Source organism: Pseudomonas viciae (assembly GCF_004786035.1).
Classification (GTDB): domain Bacteria; phylum Pseudomonadota; class Gammaproteobacteria; order Pseudomonadales; family Pseudomonadaceae; genus Aquipseudomonas; species Aquipseudomonas viciae.
Genome location: NZ_CP035088.1, coordinates 3353402 through 3373362, shown reverse-complemented (window position 1 = coordinate 3373362; position 19961 = coordinate 3353402). Strand labels below are relative to the sequence as shown.

Genomic DNA, 19961 nt, shown 5'->3' with positions numbered 1-19961 from the left:
CCTGCATGAATCAGGAAGAACGCCTGTCCGAACCCGACTTGGCGCTGTTGCAACTGGGCCGTCGCCTGCAAGCCGACGGCTATCGTTTTATCACCCCGACGCCCCTGACTCACGAACGGGTCAACCAGCGGCCCGGCAACGAACATTCCAAGACCCTGCGGGATGTGTTTGGCTGGTCGCGACCCTTTGCCCCGGGGCTGATCAGTGCCGATGAGCAGCGGCAATTGCAGGAAGCCCAAGTGCTGGAGGAGCGCGAGGGTCTATTGCGCAGTCGGGTGCGCTGGTCGAGCCTGGACGGCTTGCTGTTCGCCCATTCGCAATTCCCCACCCAGGCCGCCGATGCCGTGTTTTTCGGCCCTGACAGCTACCGCTTCGCCCAGCTGATCCATACTCATCTACAACAGAATTTCACTGCGGTGCATCGCGCCGTGGACATCGGTTGCGGCGCGGGTGTCGGCGCCATTGTGATTGCCCGGGCCCGGCGTGAGGCGCAAGTGCTGGCCTTGGACATCAACCCATTGGCCCTGCGCCTGAGTGCGGTGAACGCAGCGCTGGCCGAAGTCGCCAACGTCGAGATCGCCCGCAGCGACGTCCTTGAGGACGTGGAGGGCAACTTCGACCTGATTGTTGCCAATCCGCCCTACATGGCTGATCCGTCCGAGCGCGCCTATCGCCATGGTGGCGGGGTACTGGGTGCCGGTCTGTCACTGCGCATCGTCGAACAGGCGTTGCCTCGCCTCACGCCGGGCGGCTCGCTGGTGCTCTACACGGGTGTGGCAATGGTCGATGGTCGCGATCCGTTTCTGGAGGCCCTGGGACCCTGGCGCGACTCGGCGGATTTTGGCTGGACGTATCGAGAATTGGACCCGGATGTGTTTGGCGAGGAATTGCTCACGCCGGGTTATCAGGACGTGGAAAGGATCGCCGTGGTGGCGTTGGTTGTAACCCGCATCGGCGCGGGTATCGGAGGGATTATCGATGAACAGGCGCATGAAGTTCGGCATTGAAGAGGAGTATTTCATCACCGACCTGCAAACCCGCTGCATGCCCGGTGAGCCGCCCGAGGGCGCCGTCGCGGCGTGCCGGGAACAGTTGGGCAAGCATTTCGCCCATGAGATGTTCCAGTGCCAGGTCGAGATGGCCTCGCCCATTTTTCGCAGCCTGGCCGAGGCCGCAGACTACTTGACCGGGGTGCGTAGGGGCCTGAACCAGCGGTTGGCGCCCTATGGCCTGGGGCTGCTGAGCGCAGGCTCACACCCCAAGGCCACCCAGGTCCTGCAACCCACTGATGAATTGCACTTCCAGCAACTGTTCGACGATTATCAACGGGTGGCTCGGCGCAGCGTGCTGTCGGGCCTGCATGTACACGTCGAGGTGCCCGCCAATCAGGACCGCGTGCGGGTCATGAATGAGGTGTTGCCGTGGCTGCCCATGTTCCTCGCGCTGAGCGCTTCGTCACCCTTCTGGAACGGCGCCTACAGTGGTTTCAGCAGCTATCGGCAAGTCGCCTGCGATGAATGGCCGCGCATGGGCGTGCCGGAGTTTTTCGAGGATGAGTCGGCGTTCGCCGGTTATGTCGACATGCTCATGCGCACCGGCTCCATTCGCCAACCCAGCGACTGCTGGTGGGTGATACGACCTTCGTCGCGTTACCCGACGCTGGAATTGCGAATTTGCGATGCCTGCCCTCGAGTCGAAGACGTGCTGTGTATCGTCTCGCTGTTTCGCCTGATGGTGGCCCATGCCATCGCCCAGCCGCGCCCCGGCGCCCATTACAGCCTGATGTCCCAGTGGATCCTCAAGGAAAACCGCTGGCGGGCCAAGCGCTATGGGATTCTGGCGGAATTCATTGTCCAGGGGCAGGAACAACCCATGCTCATCGGCGAGTGGCTCACTCTGGCGGAGGAAACCTTCGGTGACACTGCCGCAGAGCTTGGCGTCCAGGATGTATTCAAACAAGCACGCCGCATCGTCCAGGAAGGCATCAGTGCCGACCGGCAGATCGTTCTCTATGAGCAGGGGCTGCTACTGGGTGACACCACCGAACAGGCCTTGAGCCGAGTCGTCGATCAATTGTTGGCGGAAACCGCCGGGATGCCTGCCGCCGATCCGGCCTTGCTGCAGGTGGCAGGCGGTCCATGAGCAGCAAGACCCTTGAGGACTACAACCGCATGCGCGATTTCGCCGCCACCCCGGAGCCGGCGGCGAAACGCTCGCGCAAATCAGCAAAAGCCGCCCATGCCTTGCAGTTCTGCATTCAAAAGCACGATGCCTCGCGGCTGCATTACGACTTCCGCCTGGAGCTGGACGGTGCGCTCAAGAGCTGGGCGGTGCCCAAGGGGCCGTCCCTGGACCCTAAGGTCAAGCGCCTGGCGGTCCATGTCGAAGACCATCCCTTGGATTACGCGACGTTTGAGGGCAGCATTCCCGAAGGGCATTACGGTGCCGGCGATGTCATTGTCTGGGACCGAGGCGTGTGGATTCCCCAGGGCGATGCCCACGAAGCTTATGAAAAAGGCCGGCTCAAGTTCGAGCTGCAAGGCGAAAAGCTCGCCGGCCTGTGGAATCTGGTGCGCACCCACATGCCCGGCAAGCAGGAGCAGTGGTTCTTGATCAAGCATCAGGACGAGGCGGCCCGCCCGGCATGCGAATATGACGTGGTGCAAGCGGAGCCGGACAGCGTGCTCAGCGATCGCACCCTGGTGCCCAAGCGGCGGGGCACCGCCGCAGCCAAAGCCGCAAAAGCACCTGAAAAAGCCGCCAAGGCGAAACCGTCAAAAAAAGCCTCGAAAACCACCCTCAACGGCGCCGTGGTCGGGCCGATCCCCGCAACACTCAAACCTGAGCTGGCCACCTTGGTGGAGACTGCGCCCGACGGCGAATGGCTCTACGAAATCAAGTTTGACGGTTACCGGGTCATGGCGCGCATTGAACACGGCGATGTACGGCTGATCACCCGCAACGGCCATGACTGGACCCACAAACTGCCCAAGCAAGCCGAGGCTTTGGCCGGCTTGGGGTTGGAGTCGGCCTGGCTCGACGGCGAAATGGTGGTGGCCAACGACCAGGGTGTGCCGGACTTCCAGGCCTTGCAGAACGCCTTCGAGGTCGGCAGCAGCGCCAAGATCGCTTATTACCTGTTCGACTTGCCTTATCTCAACGGCATGGATCTGCGCAAAGTGCCCGTGGAGGCGCGACGGGCCGCGCTGGCGGCGGTGCTCGAACGCAACGAAGATCCACTGCTGCGGTTTTCCGATGCCTTCGAAGAAACCCCTGAAGCGTTGCTCAATAGCGCCTGCCAGATGCAGATGGAGGGGCTGATCGGCAAACGGCTGGGCAGCGCCTATGTTTCCCGGCGCAGCAATGATTGGATCAAGCTCAAATGCAAGAATCGCCAGGAGTTCGTGGTGGTTGGGTTCAGCGACCCCAAGGGTGCCCGCAACGCCTTCGGCGCCTTGCTGCTGGGGCTGCATGATGCTGACAGCGGTGAGTTGCGCTACGCCGGCAAGGTCGGCACCGGGTTTAATGAAACCACCCTTAAAAGCATCCACCAACAGCTGTTGCCCTTGGAAACGAAGAAGGCCGCCGTGGTCAATCCGCCTACCGGCTACGAAGCCAAAGGCGTGCATTGGCTGAAACCGACGCTGCTGGCCGAGGTGGCGTTTGCCGAAATGACCAAGGAAGGCTCGGTGCGTCATGCCGTGTTCCATGGTTTGCGCAACGACAAACCGGCCGAGGCAATCACTCAGGAGCTTGCCAAACCCGTGAAAAAGCCCGCTTCTACGAAGAAATCCTCAGCGACAGGCAAAGCTGAAAAAAAACCGGCCAAATCCAAGGCGAAAGCCACCCAGGCGCCGGCCATGGACGCAAAGGTGCGTATCACGCATCCGGACCGAGTCATCGACGTCAGCAGTGGCACCACCAAGCTGCAACTGGCCGAGTATTACGCCAGCGTCGCCGAATTCATTCTGCCGGAATTGGCTGATCGCCCGGTGGCGCTGGTGCGCGCACCCGATGGGATCGCCGGTGAGCTGTTCTTCCAAAAAAACGCCGAACACCTGGCGATCCCCGGCATAACCTGCCTGGACAAGGCGCTGACGGGGCAGCCGGTGATGATCATCAACAACGCCGAGGCCCTGATCGGCGCGGTGCAGATGAGCACGGTGGAGCTGCACACCTGGAACGCCACGACGGTGAACCTGGACAAGCCCGACCGCTTTGTCCTCGACCTTGACCCGGATCCGGCATTGCCCTGGAAACGCATGGTGGAGGCCACGCAACTGACCTTGTCGGTGCTCGATGAGCTGGGACTCAAGGCGTTTCTCAAGACCAGCGGCGGCAAGGGCATTCATGTGGTGGTGCCGTTGACGCGAAAGTTGGGTTGGGATGAGGTCAAGGGATTCAGCCATGCCATCGTCAGCCACATGGCCAAGCTGTTGCCGGACCGTTTCTCGGCGGTGTCCGGGCCAAAAAACCGGGTAGGGCGGATTTTCATCGATTACCTGCGCAACGGTTTGGGCGCTACCACCATTTGCGCCTATGCCGCGCGCACCCGGGAAGGGCTGCCGGTGTCGGTGCCGATCTTTCGCGAGGAAGTTGCCGAGCTCAAGGGCGCGAACCTGTGGAACGTGCACAACGTTCATGAGCGCCTGATGGAAGTCGGTCACGAGCCCTGGGCCGGCCTCAAGAAAACCCGCCAGAGCATCACCGCCGACATGCGTCGGCGGATTGGCATGAAAAAGCCCGATAAGTAGACCCCGCGACACGTGAACCTTGTGAACAAGTTGATGCTCAACTTGCCGGAAAACGCAGGTATTCCGGCTGCAACACGTTGAACCACAGCAGGATCATCTCCACCAGGATCGTCACCAGCACCAACAACCCGACGCCCCAGACGCTGGCCGAGTACAGCAGGCCCTGTTCTTTCCTGAGACTCATGAACTTGGGTAGCCCGACAAACAGCAAGAATGTCGAGTAGGCCGAGGCCACCGCCAACACGGCCACCGTCAGCCAACGGTTGGGGTAGAGCCCGAAAATCCCGGCGAGGAAGTACGGCGTGGCGGTATACGCCGCGAACCCGATGCACTGGTTGACCGTCGGCCGGGCGTCGAAAGTGCGGGACATCCAGCGAATGAACAACCCCATGAGCGCCACGCCGGCGACGATGGTCAGGTACAGCAGCACGCATAATTGCAGTGCGCTGGCGCTGCTGAGCCGTACCGTTTCGTTTTCGGCCAGGCTCCAGCCGGTCCAGGTGGTACCGATGAACAGACACACTGCGGGAATCAAGGCCAGCAACAGCAAATGGCTCAGGTAATGGCGCGGATGAGCCTGCTCTTGCTCGCGGATATCCGCCCAGGCGAACTCGGGATGGGTGAACAGTTTGACGAAAGGCGCAGACATGACGACCTCCTGATCAAGACAGCCTCTGCATGAGGCTCCTACGAATTTGAGGTACAGGATTGGGTCGCGGTTTCATTTATTTGCCGCATCCGGGCGGCGGCGCGATAAAGGGAATGAATCATTACGGCGGGGGTCAACCCATCAGCACCATGAAAGGACGACTTGCCATGACCGTTGCCCGCTCCATTTGTGAGTACCTGCGTGAACATGAACTGCGCCTGACCACGGCCGAATCCTGCACCGCCGGCCAGATCGTCACGTTACTGGCCGAGGTGCCGGGCAGTGGATCGCTGATCGAAAGCGGTTACGTGGTGTATTCCCCGGAGGCGAAACAACGGCTGCTGGGGGTAAACCCGCGCACCATAGAGACCTTCAACCTCACCAGCCGCGAAGTCGCCAAGGAAATGGCCCTCGGCGCGCTGCATGACGCTAATGCCAACGTGGCGGTGGCGACCACCGGCATTCTCGGACCGGACGACATGGACGGCATTCCCGCCGGCACCGTCTGTTTTGCCTGGGCGTTCGAGGTGAACGGCCAGCGAGCACTGTTCAGTCGCCAGGAACGGTTTTTCGGCAGCCGCGGCCAGGTGCAAATGTGGGCCGCTGAACACGCGCTTCTTCAACTGCGGCATTTTCACCAACGGGCTTTGGCCGGAGAGCGCCGATAAGGAGTCGCCATGCCCCATTCCACTGAGCCAGAGGACTTTCACAGCCGTGTGTTTCCGGTGCGTGAAGACATGGACTACCAGCTCAAGGTCTGGCGTTTCGAGCGCGTGGGCTGGTACATCCTGGTGCTGCTGGTGGTCCTGACCCTGCTTGGCTTGTTCTCCCGCGGCCCCTTGAGCTCGCGCGATCTACAGAGCCGCGATGGCAGTCTCGGCGTCGAATACGAGACGTTTAATCGCAATGGCTCCACCAATCCGATGATCGTTCATATGAAGGGTCAACCCAACGCCGTGCTCGAAGTGGCGTTGGACGGCGCGTGGCTGCAAGGCTTTGAAGTACAGACGCTGCAACCCCAACCGGTGCGTGCGGCGAGTGCCGGCCAAGGCATGCGGTTTTGGGTCCAGGCCGATGCCCAAGGGCAGGCCAGTCTGTACCTGTCGTTGCTCGGTCAGGGGCTGGGGATCTATCACGGCCGCCTCGCCATGCCCGGTGGCGCCTCGCTCAGTTTCGATCAGTTCATTTTCCCTTAGGTGACCTATGGATTCCGTGCTGCGGGCCGCCGCGATGTATGTAGCATTGATGGTGTTGTTCAAGATCGCCGGGCGTCGCTCCCTGGCGGACCTCACCACCTTCGACTTCGTGTTGTTGATGATCATCGGTGAGGCCACCCAACAGGCGCTGCTGGGGGATGATTTCTCGTTAACCAACGCGCTGATGGTGATCGTCACCCTGATTGCCATCGACGTCGGGTTGTCATTGCTCAAGCAGCGTTCCAAACGGGTTTCGCAACTGATCGACGGCGGCCCGACCATCATTGTCGAGAACGGTCGCATACTCCAGGGGCGCATGCGCCATGCCCGATTGGTGGAAGAAGACATCATGGAGGCCGCACGTTCGAGCCAGGGTATCGAGACCCTGGAGCAGATCAAGTTTGCGATTATCGAGCGCAACGGGAAAATTTCGGTGATTGCCAAGGAGCAGTCTTGAGCATTAGCACCGTCGGAATATAAGGAAAAGGACATGTTCAGCCACATACAGATCGGCGCGCGTGACTTGCCGAAAATGGTCGCTTTTTATGATGCCGTTCTCGGTTGCCTGGGGTTGGTGCGCATGGCCAGCGAAAACGACTCGGGCCCGCCGGGGGAAGGTTGGCATCAACCAGGAAAGCCTTGGCCACAGGTCTTTGTGCAACTGCCATTCAATGGCTTGCCCGCCACCTGGGGCAATGGCATGCAAGTGAGCTTTGCCGCCGACTCACCGCAAACCGTGCGCGCTGCCTGGGAGCAGGCCATCGCCCTGGGCGGCTTTGACGAAGGCGCCCCAGGCCCCAGGCCGCATTACTCGCCAGGGTACTTCGGGGCGTATTGCCGGGATCCGGAGGGGAACAAGTTGTGCTTTGTGTATACGCCAGAGATGCGTGGGTAAACGCGGATCAATTGTGGCGAGGGGATCTGCTTTGTCAGGGCAATCAGCCCCTGGCCTTCAAACTCCGCTCCATCCGCGCAATCCCTTCCTCCAGCAACGCCCGCGGGCAACCGAAGTTCAGGCGCACGAACTGCCCGGCATCGTCGCCAAAATCCAGCCCGGCGCTCAGGCCTACCTTGGCTTCTTTCAGGAAGAACCCCTGCGGGTCGTCCAACCCCAACGCCGAGCAATCCAGCCAGGCCAGGTAAGTGCCCTGGGGCACCGTCATGGTCACGCCCGGCAGACGCGTGTTCACTGCTTCAACCAGGTAATCACGGTTGGCTTGCAGGTACGCTTTGAGTTGTTCGAGCCACGGACCTGCTTCGCTGTAGGCGGCGCGGGTGGCTTCAAGGCCCAGGGCATTGACGCTGTCGACCATGCCGGCCCGGGCGCTGTTGACCCGCTCGCGGACCTTGGCGTTCTGGATGATGGCAAACGAGGTTTTCAACCCGGCGATGTTGTAGGCCTTGCTGGCGGACATCAGGGTGATGGTGCGCTCGGCAATTTCCGCGCTGAGGGACGCAGTGGGGATGTGCACGCGGGCGTCGAAACACAGCTCGGCATGGATTTCATCGGAGATGATCCAGGCATTCTGCTCCAGGCAAATGTCTGCCACGGCCTTGAGTTCTTGCCGGTCAAACACCTTGCCCAACGGGTTGTGAGGATTGCTCAGCAATAGCGCGCCACCACCCTGCAACGCCTCGCGCAACGCGGCCAGCGGCGTGTGAAACTCGCCATCTACCGGGTCGAACGGCAGTTCCACCTTGTTCAGGCCCCAGTGACCCGGGGCGTTGCGCAGCGGCGGGTAATTGGGCACCTGCACCACGACATTCTGCTGGGGCTCCACGAGCGCGTGCAGCGCCATGTTGAAACCCGGTTCGACGCCGGGCAGGAACACAATCTGCTGGGGCTCGACGCGCCACGCGTACTTGTTCCACAGGTCCGCCACGATAGCTGCCCGCAGGTTGTCCTGGGCAACGCTGTAGCCGAGCATCGTATGTTCGAGGCGCTTGTGCAGCGCATCGATGATCACAGACGGGGCAGGGAAGTCCATATCGGCCACCCACATCGGCAACACATCGGCCGGGTAACGGCTCCATTTGGTGCTACCGGTACCGTGGCGCTCGAACACCGTATCGAAATCGAAAGTCATGGGGGTTCCATCAGGTCGGGAGTTGAGATGGCCAACATCATAAAGCAAAGGTCGCTGACAAAAGGTTGGTGGCGTAGTGCCACTAACTGATGATAATCAGTTACAGTTCCCTTCCGAGACGCCGATAAGGCCTGAAACCGGCATTGGTAACGGACCCCCCAAGTATCCGAAAAGGACAGCCATCCATGACATCGCCCGTGCGCTTTAACGATCACCACCGTAAAGCCGATCGCATCATGCTGGGGCTGCTTTGGCTTACTCTGCTGTATTCGCTGTGCCTGGCGTTCATGCATTCGACCTTCACCCAGGCGTTGCTGGTGGGAGGCACGACCTGCGTGCTGACCACCGTCCTTTATCGCGGCCTGGGCGGCACCCGCGTCATGCGCTGCGTCATCGCCGTGGCGCTGATGGTCATGGCGGCGCTGCACATCAACCAGACCCACGGCGTGATCGAGTTCCACTTCGGGATTTTCGTGCTGTTGGCGGTGCTGACGTTCTACCGGGACTGGCTTCCGATTGTCGTGGCCGCCGCCACCATCGCCGTCCACCACCTGGGTTTCCACTGGCTTCAGCATCAGGGCTATCCGGTGTTCGTCATGGGTACCCACGGCGGCTGGAACATGGTCTTGCTTCACGCGTTCTACGTGGTGGTGGAAAGTGTGATCCTGATTTACCTGGCGAACCAGAGCCTGGCCGATGCCACGGACAACCAGGAGGTGCTCGACAAAGTACTGGCCGCCGCCACGAAGCTGAGCAGCGATGCCGGTGCCCAGCGCAACCAAGGGGGCAAAGTCTCCTCGGGGGAGCGTTTCGACCACTTTCTGCAACAGGTCACCAACCTGGTGGACGGCGTGGTGCGCGATACCCGAAACCTCTCGGACCTCGGCCAGGATCTGTCCCAGGTGGGCCAGACCCTGGAAAACGGCGCCCGCCACCAGTTGGACGAAGTGGCGCAAATGAGCGGCGCGATCGGCCATCTGGTCCAGGCCATGGAAAACATCGCCGGCCACGTCGATCAGACGCTGCAACGCGCCGGACAGGCCAACGAGCAGGTCAACCGAGGGCGCAGCACCGTTGACCAGACCCGCGAAGAAATCGTCGAACTGGCCGGGCGCATCAACCTGACCAACGAAACCGTACAAGTCCTGGTCGAACAGGCGCAACAGATTGGCCAAGTGCTGGACGTGATCAACGGCATCGCCGAGCAAACCAACCTGCTGGCCCTCAACGCCGCCATCGAGGCCGCCCGGGCCGGTGAGCAGGGCCGTGGTTTCGCGGTGGTGGCCGACGAAGTCCGGACCTTGTCACAAAAAACCTCGGCTTCCACCACGCAAATCCAGCACATCATCGCCAAGCTGCAACAAGGCAGCCGCCAGGCCGCCGTCGCCATGCAAGACAGTCGCGACGGAGTGGAGCGCTGCGTAACCGCCAGCCAACTGGCCTCACAACTGCTGCACGCCGTGGTGGAAGACATCGCGGTGATCAACCACTTCAACGACCTGATCGCCAGCACCACCCAGGAACAGTCCAAGGCATCGCTGGGCATCAATGAGCGGTTGCAAACCGTCCAGGCTGTGGCTGAGCGCAACGCGGACAACATCGGCATCCTGACCCGCAGCAGCCAAAGCCTGCCGCCGATGGCGCAACGGCTGGCGCTCTTGGGGCAGGCGTTTCATGGGAAGGGTGGGGTGGCCTGAACCGGCATCGCGAGCAGGCTCGCTCCCACATTGGGTTTGCGGCGTTCACGAATCCTAGGACCACCACCAATCCTGTGGGAGCGGGCTTGCTCGCGATTGCGGTAGGTGCGGCAACATTGATGTCACAGGCTTGCCACGCCATCCAAATGTATCTCCGTGTATCTACGTCTCGTACAGATACGGACTGTTTCTTTTAAGGCCACCGATGACACATCCGGGATACCTCGCCAGCGTCAAATGAACCCATCGAGACGGCACAAGCAGTCTCACGGGCTCACCCACCGCTCGCAAGGAGATCCACCATGGACAAGACTCTGTTGAACCCGGCATCCGCACCGCGCCCACGTCGTCTGCTCGCGCCCTCCATTCTGATGTTCACCATGATGCAACTGGGCGCCTTGGGCTTTGCCTCATCACAGGCGAGCGCCGCGGATGTACCTGCCAGCACCATCGCCTCCATCACGCCAGGCAGTCACACCTCGTTCGGCCCGTTGAAGCACGTCAAGGCGGGCCTGCTGAACGTGGCTTATGCCGAGGTCGGTCCTGCCGATGGGCCGGTGGTCATCCTGCTGCACGGTTGGCCCTATGACATTCACAGCTACGCCGACGTTGCCCCGGCACTGGCCGAGAAGGGCTATCGGGTGTTGATTCCCTTTGCCCGGGGTTACGGTGATACGCGCTTCCTGTCGGCCAAGACCCTGCGCAACGGCCAGCCTTCCGCGCTGGCAAGCGATCTGATCGACTTCATGGACGCGCTGAAGATCAAGCAGGCCGTGCTCGGGGGTTACGACTGGGGCGCCCGCACCGCCGACATCGTCGCGGCTCTGTGGCCGGAGCGGGTGAAAGCCCTGGTGGCGGTCAGTGGCTACCTGATCGGCAGCCAGGAAGCCGGCAAGACGCCGCTGCCGCCGGCCGCCGAGTTGCAGTGGTGGTATCAGTTCTACTTTGCGACGGAGCGTGGCCGCCTCGGTTATGAGAAGAACACCCACGACTTCGCCAAGCTGATCTGGAAACTGGCGTCGCCGAAGTGGAACTTTGACGACGCGACGTATGACCGCAGCGCCGCCGCTTTGCAGAATCCCGATCATGTCGCCGTCTCAATCTTCAACTATCGCTGGCGCCTGGGCCTGGTCAAGGGCGAGGCCAAATACGACAAGCTGGAGAAGAAACTCGCGACCTTTCCCTCCATCGGCGTGCCGACCATCACCCTCGAGGGTGACGCCAACGGCGCACCGCACCCACCGGCCGAGGCCTATGCCAAGCGTTTCACCGGCAAATATGAGCATCGCCTGATCGACGGCGGTGTCGGCCACAACCTGCCGCAAGAGGCCCCGCAAGCGTTCGCCCAGGCTGTGATCGACGCCGATCACCTCCAATGACGCCCACCGGGAGAGCAACGATGAAACTCAAGCAACTGGCGATGTCCGCTGTCATTGCGGTGGCTGCACTGACCGCGACCGGCATCGCCTTGGGCGATGCCGGCAGCGGCGAGGCGTCACCGATCTACGGCGTAAAGCTTCCCGATGGGTATCGCCAATGGGCGCTGATAGCCCCGGCCCAGGAGGCGGAACCCCTGAACGAGCTGAGAGCGGTGCTGGGCAATGACCTGGCGATCAAGGCTTATCAGGATTCAACACTGCCATTCCCGGACGGCACGGTGCTGGTCAAGCTGGCCTGGAAGCACAGCCAGTCCCCGGAGTTCGAGCCGGCTTCGATTCCCGGCGCGGCGACCACCGTGCAAGTCATGGTCAAGGACTCGCGCAAATATGCCGCCACCGGCGGCTGGGGCTTTGGTCGCTTCATCAACGGCAAACCCGCCGATGAGGCACAGCACCAGACGTGCTTCGCCTGTCATCAGGCGCGCGTGCAAAACCACGACTTCGTCTTCACCCGATTCGCCCAATAGCCCTGTCGCTCAAGGAGTTGCCAGTGAAAAAGTCATTGCCGTACTGAATGGTTTCCAATCCGGAGCCGCTTGCCCGGCTGATTGAAATCGCTGCTGTGCTGAAGTGACAGTGGGCCGGTAAGCGCGTTGTTCACTTAAAGGGGTGAATACCGTGGCGAGGGTGCTTGCTCCCGCTCGAGTGCGAGGCGCTCACAAAATGGGGCTGCTGCGCAGCCCAACGGGAGCAAGCTCCCTCGCCACGACAACACTGGCCTGGGATGTGCCTTACTCCGCGTTTCCCCGGGGCTCTCGATCCTACAGACCGGCTCGCTGAATTCACCTTGAATCGGGCAAGCATGCCGGCGAATCCGGCAAACGGATCCGTTCCTCGCTCCACATACTTTCGCGCCCCCGGGGCTCTGCCACTGATGTGTTCGCTTGAGGGCACATCGGTGGTCGGTTGAAAACATGTGTGTGAGAGCTTGGTATGGAAAACAACGCTATCCGATTTGCCTGCAACGGTTGCGGGATTTGCTGCAAGGGCCGCCTGATTCCACTGACGCTGAACGAGGCACGGCAGTGGCTCCAACGGGGGCATGAAGTGGCGGTCATACTGGAGGCGTTCGATGAAACGACCTGGGCTTCTGCGCCTGGGCAATTCACCCACAGCGCCCAGCGGGCCGTGAAGGTGACCAGTGGCGATGCGCAGATTCGGGTCGTTGCGGTCTTGGCCGGCAATGCCCTGGCGCAATGTCAGAACCTGGCCGACGACGGCCGTTGCGGCATCTATGAAGAGCGGCCGCTGGTCTGTCGAATTTACCCGATGGAAATCAATCCGTTCATTGCCCTGCGCCCGGCCGAAAAAATTTGTCCTCCCGAAGTCTGGGAGGCAGGCGAGGTTCTCTTCACGGATCGGGTCGTCGATCCGGTCCTGGCCGATCAAATCGAACGCTCACGCCAGGCCGACAGGGATGACGCCCAGGCGAAAATCCAGGTGTGTGAAGCCCTGGGAATGAATGTCGCGGCGTGGAAGAACGACGCGCTGGCGGTATACCTGCCGGATCGAACGCAGCTGTCCGAGGCGATCAGTCGCTACGATGGCGGGTCAGTTGCGCCGGCCCGTGCGGATTGGAAAGTCCGGGCCGACACCCCAGCTTTGCGCCGGCAACTGGGTCAAGCAGGGGTAGCGTTGGACGATCAACCGTCCACCCGCTACATCTTCCATAGACTTTAGATTCCAGCCGTCATCGCTTTGGGCATCCTGATTTTCTGAAACATCTTGTTATATCTGGGTGTCAGGGGCTGCTGCCCGTGATGGCTCGTTGAATCGTGCAAGAAATTGCGCCAATCAGGCAAGCGAGCCGAACCCCCGGCCCAGCATACTCCGCCATGGGAGGCCTTGCGGTCAGGGCGAACCTTGTTCGCTGTGAGCCGTTCAGGCCTGATGTTTCCAGGAGTCGAATGTGCCAACCGTTTTTACAAGCGCCCACACCGTCAGCGACATAGAGCGCCTGGCCGATTCGGTCAGTCAATTGCTGCCCAGCGAGGGCGACCAGATCACCGCCATACCCGGCCTGAGCCTGCATCGGCGCAAAGCGGTGACCGCACCCATGCACTGCATCTACGGCCTGGGTATCGGCGTCACTTTGCAAGGCCGTAAGCAAGCCATGGTCGGGGAGGAGATCCTGACCTATTCACCCGGTCAGTCCATGGTGACCAGTGTAGATCTGCCTGTCATTTCACATATTTGCCAGGCCAGCGCCGCCAAACCTTTCCTGGGCATGATGCTGAGATTCGACAGCAGCACGGTGATGCAAGTGGCCGAGCGCATGCAACTGTCGCAACGCATGAGAGACGATGCGTTCAAACCCATTACCGTGCAGGCTTTGGATGCCGGTGTACTGGATGCCCTGAAGCGTCTGGTCGACCTGCTGAAGGAGCCGCCACTGCTTGAGACTGTGGCTCCGTTGATCAAGGAAGAGATCATCGCTCGTCTGTTAAGCGGTGCCCATGCGCCGCAGTTGCTGCATGTCATCGCCGCAGGCTCACCCAGCCAACACATCGCCAAGACCGTCGCCTGGTTGAAACTCAATTTTCGCCAGGCGCTGCGCATGGATGATCTGGCGGCTCAGGCGCACATGAGTCCTTCCACCTTTCGCCAGCACTTTCGCACCGTGACCGGAATGAGTCCGCTGCAATACCAGAAACAGCTGAGGCTACAAGCCGCTCGGCATTTGATGCTGACCCAGAATGTCGACGCAAGCAGTGCAGGCGGGCAGGTTGGCTATGAAAGTGCTTCGCAGTTCAGCCGCGAGTACAGCCGCCTGTTTGGAGAGCCACCGCAGCGGGATATCAAGCGGATTCGCTTGTAACAGGGAGGCACGTCTGGCAGCGCAACTACCAGACAGCCTCACGTTTCTGTCACGCCAACTTGAACGGCAACTCACGCAGCGGCTTACCCGTCAGGCTCGCCACCGCATTGGCAAAAGCCGGGGCCAGCGCCGGCAGGCCGGGCTCACCCATCCCCGTGGGCGGTTCGGCGCTGGGCACGATGTGAACGGCAAACTCCGGCATGTCGGTGATGCGCGGCACGCTGAAGTCAGCGAAATTGCTCTGCTGCACAACGCCGTCTTTCAAAGTGACGGCACCACCGGGCAGGCACATCGACAAGCCCATCAGTGCCGCGCCTTGTACCTGGGCCTCGATGCTGCGTGGGTTGACGACCAGATTGCAGTGCACGCCGGCAGTCACGTTGTGCAGCACCGGACGCCCGCCCTGGACCGAGGCTTCGACGACGTAAGCCACCACCGAACTGAACGACTCGTGGACCGCCACGCCCCAGGCGCGGCCGGCCGCTAGCTGACGTTTACCGTACTCGCTCTTGTCCACCGCCAATTGCAGCGCAGCGCGATGGCGCGGGTTCTGGTCGCCAAACAGCTTCATCCGGTAAGCCACTGGATCCTGCTTGGTGGCGCGGGCGATTTCGTCGATCAGCGTTTCCATCACAAAGGCCGTATGGGTGGAACCTACGCTGCGCCACCACAATACGGGGACGTTGAGTTTGGGGTGATGGACTGTCAGGCGCATCGGCAGCGGATAAGGATTACGCATTCCCTCTGTTGCGGTTGCATCGATGCCGTTCTTCACCATCCCTTCGAACGGGGTGCCACTGACGATGGACTGCCCGACCAGGACATGGTCCCAGGCCAGCACCTTGCCGCTGTCGTCAAAACCGATGTGCGCGCGGTGCAGGTGCATGGGGCGATAGTAGCCGCCCTTGATATCGTCCTCACGGCTCCAGAGTGTGCGGATAGGCGCATCAAGCCCAGCGGCGCGCGCGGCCTTGGCCACTTCGCAAGCCAGCACGACGAAATCGTTGGTGGGCACGCCACGCCGGCCGAAACCTCCGCCCGCCGTCTGCACATTGACCTGGACTTGCTCGGGTTGCAGATTCAGGACCCGTGCAGCCGCCGCGCCATCACCGCCGGGAAACTGCGTGCCGACCCACAACTGGGCGCTCCCCTGGGCAAGTTGCACGGTGCAGTTCAATGGCTCCATGGGCGCGTGGGCGAGGTAAGGGAACACAAACTCGGCCTGCAACTGATGCGGTGCGCTGGCAAGCGGTGTCATGTCAGCGTCGAACTGTCGTGGCCCGGGTTGAGTGGCCAGCTCCCGGTATTGGATCAGTTGTTTTTCACTGTCCACTTTCTCGACGTTGGCCAGGTCCCATTCCAGCTTCAGCGCATCGCGCGCCAGCTTCGCTTGCCAATAACCGTCCGCCACCACCGCAACGCCTTCGGCGCCGCGGTCCAGCGGCACCCGAAACACCGCTTTTACCCCTTTGGTTGCCCGTGCCGCGCTGTCATCCAAAGAGGCAATCCTGGCGCCGAACACTGGCGGACGTGCGACCACCGCGGTGAGTTGCCCCGGCAGATGCATATCGATGCCGAAATCCTGCTGGCCGCTGCTCTTGGCTTTGGCATCGATGCGCGTAGTGGCCTGACCGATGATGCGGAAGTCCTTGGGATCCTTGAGCGTGACCTTTTCCGGCACCGGCATTGCCATCGCGGCTTCGGCCAGTTCGCCGTAGCTGGCTTTACGGCCCCCCGGACCCAACACCATGCCGGTTTGGGTGCTCAGGCTGGCCAGGTCCACGTTCCATCGCGCGGCTGCCGCTGCCAGCAGCATGGCGCGAGCGCGGGCGCCCAGTTCGCGGTATTGGGTATAGCTGTTCTTGATCGAACTGGAACCGCCGGTGAGGTGAATGCCTAGATTCGGATCCAGGTAGGCGGCGTCGCTGTTGCCGTTGCGACTGCGCACCAGGCTCCAGTCGGCATCGAGCTCTTCGGCGAGGATCATCGGCAGGGCAGTCTGCACGCCCTGGCCGAACTCCAGGCGGTTGATGGTGACCGTCACCACGCCGTCAGGGGCGATCTGTACGAATGCGGAGGGCTGTTGAGTCGGTTTCAGCGGCGTTGGGGCTGCGCCGTTGGCCTCCTGGGCCAGGGCCAGGTGAGGAAAAGCGCCGAGGGCCAGACCGCCAATGCCGACAATCTTGAGGAAGCTGCGACGGGGAAGGGTGGCGGGGCCATCGGCCTGATCGGTCTCCAGGCTGTGTTGCAGGGCGCGAGGCAGCTCGTTGGGGAAAAATTCGTTCAACATGGTGGGCTCCGATCAGGCAAGGACTTTGGCGGCGTCAGCCACGGCGGTGCGGATACGGGCGTAGGTGCCACAGCGGCAGATGTTGCCAGCCATGGCCGAATCGATTTCGGCGGCCGTGGGTTGCTTGCCCTTGGGTTGGGCCTTGAGGAACGCCGTCGCGCTCATGATCTGGCCGCTTTGGCAGTAACCGCACTGCGCCACGTCGTGTTTGACCCAGGCCTCGTGCACGGCAGTGCCGACCGGGTCGCTGCCATTGGTGGCCGCCTCGATGGTGGTGATCTTCTTGCCTGCTGCTGCGGCGATGGGCGTCACGCAGGAACGAATGGCCTGGCCATCCAGGTGAACGGTACAGGCACCGCACAACGCCGCGCCGCAGCCGAACTTGGTGCCGGTCATGCCCAGCGCGTCGCGCAAGGTCCAAAGAATCGGGGTGCTTGGGTCTACGTCAACCGTGTACTCACGGCCGTTGATGTTGAGGACGCTCATAGGGGTACCAGCTCCGGATGGTTTGGCTCTGGTTAACTATAGAAAGCTATGTTTGGGAGCGATTGCACGATCCGGGCGGATGATTGCCTAATCTTGCGAATCGGATATGCGCTGAGTGTTGCCGCAGGACAGGCGAGGTCCCGGATAACAAAGAGCCAGGAGAGCGTCGCATGTGGGTTCGACTCCCTGGCCCTGAAAACACTGACCGCTTACATCAACGGAATGCTATAGCTCACGATCAGGCGATTCTGGTCCTGGTCGCGAGCGATATCGCTGCGGGACATGCCGTTGCGCCAGCCGAAACCGACGTTCTTCAACGCGCCGCTCTGGATTACATAGTCCAGGGAGATATCACGCTCCCATTCACTGGCGTCCCGGCCGCTGGTGGTCTGGATATTGTCGCCCTTGAGGTACATCACCGATGCCTTCAAGCCTGGAACACCGAGCGCTGCGAAGTCATAGGCGTATTGCGCGAATGCCGTGCGCTCGCCGGCCTGGATGAATGTCTGGATGGTGCGGTCGGTGTAGAGATACAGACTGGCGCCGCCTTCGCCTTTACCCACCAGGCCGCCCTGGTTGAGTTGCGTAAAGTTGCTGTCTTCGGAAACGCTTTGATAACCGGCGGTAATGGCGTGGCCGCCCAGCGAATAAATGAACGCCGCGCTCCAGGTATCGTTGTCGATCTCACCACTGCCGTCCTTGGTGTAGCCGCCGAGTTTGTAACCACTGGCGCGACCGGCCGCGCTGCTGTTCTTGCCATCGGAGGTGGTCTTGAAATAGCGCAAGTCGGTTTTCAACGAACCGTATTCACCCAGTGGCAAGACGTGCAGCAAACCGGCGAAGTGCTGCTGATAATAATCTTCAAGATTGGCGTAGTAATACTGGGCGGTCAGATCCTTGGTCAGTTTGTAATCGCCACCGGCGAAGGTGAATTTGTTGCTTTCCTGGCTGCCGCCTGCCACGGCCAGGCCGGCGCTGTCGCTGGAAGCACGGCCGGTGGCGTGTTCCAGTTGGCCAGCGGTGAAGGTCAGGTTGTCGATTTCATTGCTGGTGACTTGGCCACCCTCGAAGGTTTGCGGCAGCAGGCGGCCATCGTTGGAAACCAGGATCGGCAATTTGGGTTGCAAGGTGCCGTAGCGCAGTTCGGTCTTGGAGACGCGCATCTTTGCTGTTGCACCCAGACGCGCCCATTGATCGGCGGCCTTGTCACCGTCGTTGGGAAACATCGAGCCGCCCACATGTCGGCCTGCGCCGCTGTCGAGCTTCAAACCCAGCAGGCCCATAGCGTCCAGGCCGAACCCGACGGTGCCGTCGGTAAAACCGGATTGATAATTGAGCATGAAGGCCTGGCCCCATTCTTCGGTTTTCGAAGGCGCGGCGGCTCCGTCACGGTTATCGTTGTTGAAGTAGAAATTGCGCAAGTTCAAGTTGGCTTTGCTGTCGTTGATAAAATCAGCAGAGGCCAACGGACTCATGACAATGCTCACGCCGCCGGTCAATAAACTCAGCACTTGAAAGATAGTTTTCATCGGGACGAACTCCAGCGCGGAACCTCTGTTCCGAGCAAAGTGAAAAGGCAGCAGGAAGCCCTCGGCCGATCACAGGATTGGCCGATGCGTTCAATAACTCGTTAGAAAATCTTCAATGAATAGAGTGGGGTAGGGATTAAATCTCCAAAGTAAGTCATCAGTGAAAGTCCCTGGGTTATCAGTCGATCAATCCATGAGCGTCATAAAACGGATACGGTCCGGGATACTCGCCAAACACGCCGCTATGGGTCACCAAGGCCTGCTCATGCCAGTGATGCAGCAGGTATCCCGGTGGTTCCAGATTGAAATGCGCGGGAGCGGCTGGTTGTAGATCCAGGACGATCTGATGCGAGGTACCGGGGCACACGCAGCTCAGGCTACCGCCGAAGCGCCGCTGCATTGGCCGATGCAAATGCCCGCACAGCAAGCGCTCCACCTGCGGATGGCGGGCGATGACCTGCTCCAGGGCCGATGCATTGATGAACGGTTCGCGGTCCATATGGCCAATGCCGCTGACAAACGGCGGATGATGCAAAATCAATAGCGTCGGCGCCTCGGGCCGACAGGCCAACTGCTCATCGAGCCAGCACAGTTGGCTGTCCAGCAACTGGCCGCCATGGCCACCGGGAATCGTGCTGTCCAGGCCGATCAGGCGCAGCGGATGCTCTTCCACCACCCAGTCCAGAGGGGCACCGGCCAACCTCGGCAGGTAGCCGTGATCGGCAAAGGCGGCTTGCAAATGCTCGCGGTTATCGTGGTTGCCTGGCACCAGGTAGCAAGGCATGTGCAGGCGCGCCAGTTCCGGATGCAGCACGGCGTATTCATCAGGGCGCCCAAAGTCCACCAGGTCGCCACTGATCACCACGATGTCGGGACGCGGCACCTGGGTATTCAAATGATCGATGGCACGACGCAGCGCGGCGAGGGTATCAACGACGCCATAGGTCAGTTTTTCCCCGGCTTTAAGATGCAGGTCACTGATCTGCGCAATGAGAAACGGACGATTCAAAATAAAC

At 61.1% G+C, this 19961-nt stretch carries 18 protein-coding genes; 12 read left to right on the top strand and 6 right to left on the bottom strand.

What is annotated here, in order from left to right; translation table 11 throughout:
- Positions 1 to 5 precede the first annotated feature (5 nt).
- From EPZ47_RS15130 to ligD, 3 genes are read left to right on the top strand one after another with little or no spacing between them, the layout of a single operon-like run.
- Positions 6 to 1007: a methyltransferase gene (locus tag EPZ47_RS15130; protein WP_135845529.1), complete on the top strand. Its 1002-nt coding sequence runs from the start codon at positions 6 to 8 to the stop codon at positions 1005 to 1007.
- Entirely contained in the window at positions 979 to 2142 is a 1164-nt protein-coding gene (locus EPZ47_RS15125; RefSeq protein ID WP_135845528.1) for a carboxylate-amine ligase, read from the top strand. The genes EPZ47_RS15130 and EPZ47_RS15125 overlap by 29 nt, the downstream gene beginning before the upstream one ends.
- Positions 2139 to 4754 (top strand): DNA ligase D, encoded by a 2616-nt coding sequence (ligD, locus tag EPZ47_RS15120; RefSeq protein WP_135845527.1) that lies wholly within the window; start codon positions 2139 to 2141, stop codon positions 4752 to 4754. Before EPZ47_RS15125 ends, ligD begins: the two co-directional genes overlap by 4 nt.
- 37 nt (positions 4755 to 4791) lie before the next feature.
- Here ligD and EPZ47_RS15115 read toward each other — a convergent pair whose 3' ends face one another.
- On the bottom strand, positions 4792 to 5403 hold the full coding sequence (locus tag EPZ47_RS15115; protein WP_135845526.1) for a Yip1 family protein: 612 nt from the start codon (positions 5401 to 5403) through the stop codon (positions 4792 to 4794).
- 167 nt (positions 5404 to 5570) lie between these two features.
- On the opposite strand from EPZ47_RS15115, the gene EPZ47_RS15110 reads away from it, so the two are divergent.
- Genes EPZ47_RS15110 through EPZ47_RS15095 form a run of 4 tightly spaced genes read left to right on the top strand, consistent with a single transcriptional unit; the run spans position 5571 to position 7494 of the window.
- Positions 5571 to 6071, top strand: a complete 501-nt coding sequence (locus EPZ47_RS15110; RefSeq protein ID WP_135845525.1) for a CinA family protein — start codon at positions 5571 to 5573, stop codon at positions 6069 to 6071.
- Between the two features lie 9 nt (positions 6072 to 6080).
- Complete coding sequence (locus EPZ47_RS15105) at positions 6081 to 6599, top strand: hypothetical protein (protein ID WP_135845524.1); 519 nt, start codon at positions 6081 to 6083, stop codon at positions 6597 to 6599.
- 7 nt (positions 6600 to 6606) lie between these two features.
- On the top strand, positions 6607 to 7056 hold the full coding sequence (locus EPZ47_RS15100) for a DUF421 domain-containing protein (RefSeq protein WP_135845523.1): 450 nt from the start codon (positions 6607 to 6609) through the stop codon (positions 7054 to 7056).
- 33 nt (positions 7057 to 7089) lie between these two features.
- Positions 7090 to 7494, top strand: coding sequence for a VOC family protein (locus tag EPZ47_RS15095; protein ID WP_135845522.1), 405 nt, complete (start codon positions 7090 to 7092; stop codon positions 7492 to 7494).
- 43 nt (positions 7495 to 7537) lie between these two features.
- On the opposite strand, the gene EPZ47_RS15090 is transcribed toward EPZ47_RS15095, so the two are convergent.
- Entirely contained in the window at positions 7538 to 8686 is a 1149-nt protein-coding gene (locus tag EPZ47_RS15090) for a MalY/PatB family protein (protein ID WP_135845521.1), read from the bottom strand.
- Positions 8687 to 8871: 185 nt separating this feature from the next.
- Here EPZ47_RS15090 and EPZ47_RS15085 point away from each other — a divergent pair, with 185 nt between their 5' ends.
- From EPZ47_RS15085 to EPZ47_RS15065, 5 genes are all read left to right on the top strand, one after another.
- Positions 8872 to 10383: a methyl-accepting chemotaxis protein gene (locus EPZ47_RS15085; RefSeq protein ID WP_135845520.1), complete on the top strand. Its 1512-nt coding sequence runs from the start codon at positions 8872 to 8874 to the stop codon at positions 10381 to 10383.
- Between the two features lie 302 nt (positions 10384 to 10685).
- The gene (locus EPZ47_RS15080) at positions 10686 to 11762 is read left to right on the top strand and encodes an alpha/beta fold hydrolase (RefSeq protein ID WP_135845519.1); all 1077 of its coding nucleotides are present in this window, start codon (positions 10686 to 10688) and stop codon (positions 11760 to 11762) included.
- Between the two features lie 20 nt (positions 11763 to 11782).
- A complete protein-coding gene (locus tag EPZ47_RS15075; RefSeq protein WP_135845518.1) occupies positions 11783 to 12289 on the top strand; it encodes a cytochrome P460 family protein in 507 nt (168 codons plus the stop codon).
- A gap of 466 nt (positions 12290 to 12755) precedes the next feature.
- Positions 12756 to 13502, top strand: a complete 747-nt coding sequence (locus EPZ47_RS15070) for a YkgJ family cysteine cluster protein (RefSeq protein ID WP_135845517.1) — start codon at positions 12756 to 12758, stop codon at positions 13500 to 13502.
- Between the two features lie 229 nt (positions 13503 to 13731).
- Entirely contained in the window at positions 13732 to 14640 is a 909-nt protein-coding gene (locus EPZ47_RS15065; RefSeq protein WP_135845516.1) for an AraC family transcriptional regulator, read from the top strand.
- A 49-nt stretch (positions 14641 to 14689) separates the two neighbouring features.
- On the opposite strand, the gene EPZ47_RS15060 is transcribed toward EPZ47_RS15065, so the two are convergent.
- From EPZ47_RS15060 to EPZ47_RS15045, 4 genes are all read right to left on the bottom strand, one after another.
- Positions 14690 to 16930, bottom strand: a complete 2241-nt coding sequence (locus tag EPZ47_RS15060) for a xanthine dehydrogenase family protein molybdopterin-binding subunit (RefSeq protein WP_135845515.1) — start codon at positions 16928 to 16930, stop codon at positions 14690 to 14692.
- A 12-nt stretch (positions 16931 to 16942) separates the two neighbouring features.
- Positions 16943 to 17416 carry a (2Fe-2S)-binding protein gene (locus EPZ47_RS15055; RefSeq protein ID WP_135845514.1) on the bottom strand — a complete coding sequence of 158 codons (474 nt, stop codon included), beginning with the start codon at positions 17414 to 17416 and terminating at the stop codon, positions 16943 to 16945.
- 209 nt (positions 17417 to 17625) lie between these two features.
- Positions 17626 to 18945: an OprD family porin gene (locus EPZ47_RS15050; protein ID WP_135845513.1), complete on the bottom strand. Its 1320-nt coding sequence runs from the start codon at positions 18943 to 18945 to the stop codon at positions 17626 to 17628.
- A gap of 178 nt (positions 18946 to 19123) precedes the next feature.
- Positions 19124 to 19954 carry a phosphodiesterase gene (locus EPZ47_RS15045; protein WP_135845512.1) on the bottom strand — a complete coding sequence of 277 codons (831 nt, stop codon included), beginning with the start codon at positions 19952 to 19954 and terminating at the stop codon, positions 19124 to 19126.
- Positions 19955 to 19961 lie beyond the last annotated feature (7 nt).

Coding starts and splice junctions, on each gene's coding strand:
- EPZ47_RS15100 (WP_135845523.1), top strand. CDS start 6,607: ATGGATTCCGTGCTGCGGGCCGCCGCGATGTATGTAGCATTGATGGTG.
- EPZ47_RS15060 (WP_135845515.1), bottom strand. CDS start 16,930: ATGTTGAACGAATTTTTCCCCAACGAGCTGCCTCGCGCCCTGCAACAC.
- EPZ47_RS15055 (WP_135845514.1), bottom strand. CDS start 17,416: ATGAGCGTCCTCAACATCAACGGCCGTGAGTACACGGTTGACGTAGAC.
- EPZ47_RS15080 (WP_135845519.1), top strand. CDS start 10,686: ATGGACAAGACTCTGTTGAACCCGGCATCCGCACCGCGCCCACGTCGT.
- ligD (WP_135845527.1), top strand. CDS start 2,139: ATGAGCAGCAAGACCCTTGAGGACTACAACCGCATGCGCGATTTCGCC.
- EPZ47_RS15070 (WP_135845517.1), top strand. CDS start 12,756: ATGGAAAACAACGCTATCCGATTTGCCTGCAACGGTTGCGGGATTTGC.
- EPZ47_RS15090 (WP_135845521.1), bottom strand. CDS start 8,686: ATGACTTTCGATTTCGATACGGTGTTCGAGCGCCACGGTACCGGTAGC.
- EPZ47_RS15110 (WP_135845525.1), top strand. CDS start 5,571: ATGACCGTTGCCCGCTCCATTTGTGAGTACCTGCGTGAACATGAACTG.
- EPZ47_RS15115 (WP_135845526.1), bottom strand. CDS start 5,403: ATGTCTGCGCCTTTCGTCAAACTGTTCACCCATCCCGAGTTCGCCTGG.
- EPZ47_RS15130 (WP_135845529.1), top strand. CDS start 6: ATGAATCAGGAAGAACGCCTGTCCGAACCCGACTTGGCGCTGTTGCAA.
- EPZ47_RS15125 (WP_135845528.1), top strand. CDS start 979: ATGAACAGGCGCATGAAGTTCGGCATTGAAGAGGAGTATTTCATCACC.
- EPZ47_RS15105 (WP_135845524.1), top strand. CDS start 6,081: ATGCCCCATTCCACTGAGCCAGAGGACTTTCACAGCCGTGTGTTTCCG.
- EPZ47_RS15050 (WP_135845513.1), bottom strand. CDS start 18,945: ATGAAAACTATCTTTCAAGTGCTGAGTTTATTGACCGGCGGCGTGAGC.
- EPZ47_RS15095 (WP_135845522.1), top strand. CDS start 7,090: ATGTTCAGCCACATACAGATCGGCGCGCGTGACTTGCCGAAAATGGTC.
- EPZ47_RS15085 (WP_135845520.1), top strand. CDS start 8,872: ATGACATCGCCCGTGCGCTTTAACGATCACCACCGTAAAGCCGATCGC.
- EPZ47_RS15075 (WP_135845518.1), top strand. CDS start 11,783: ATGAAACTCAAGCAACTGGCGATGTCCGCTGTCATTGCGGTGGCTGCA.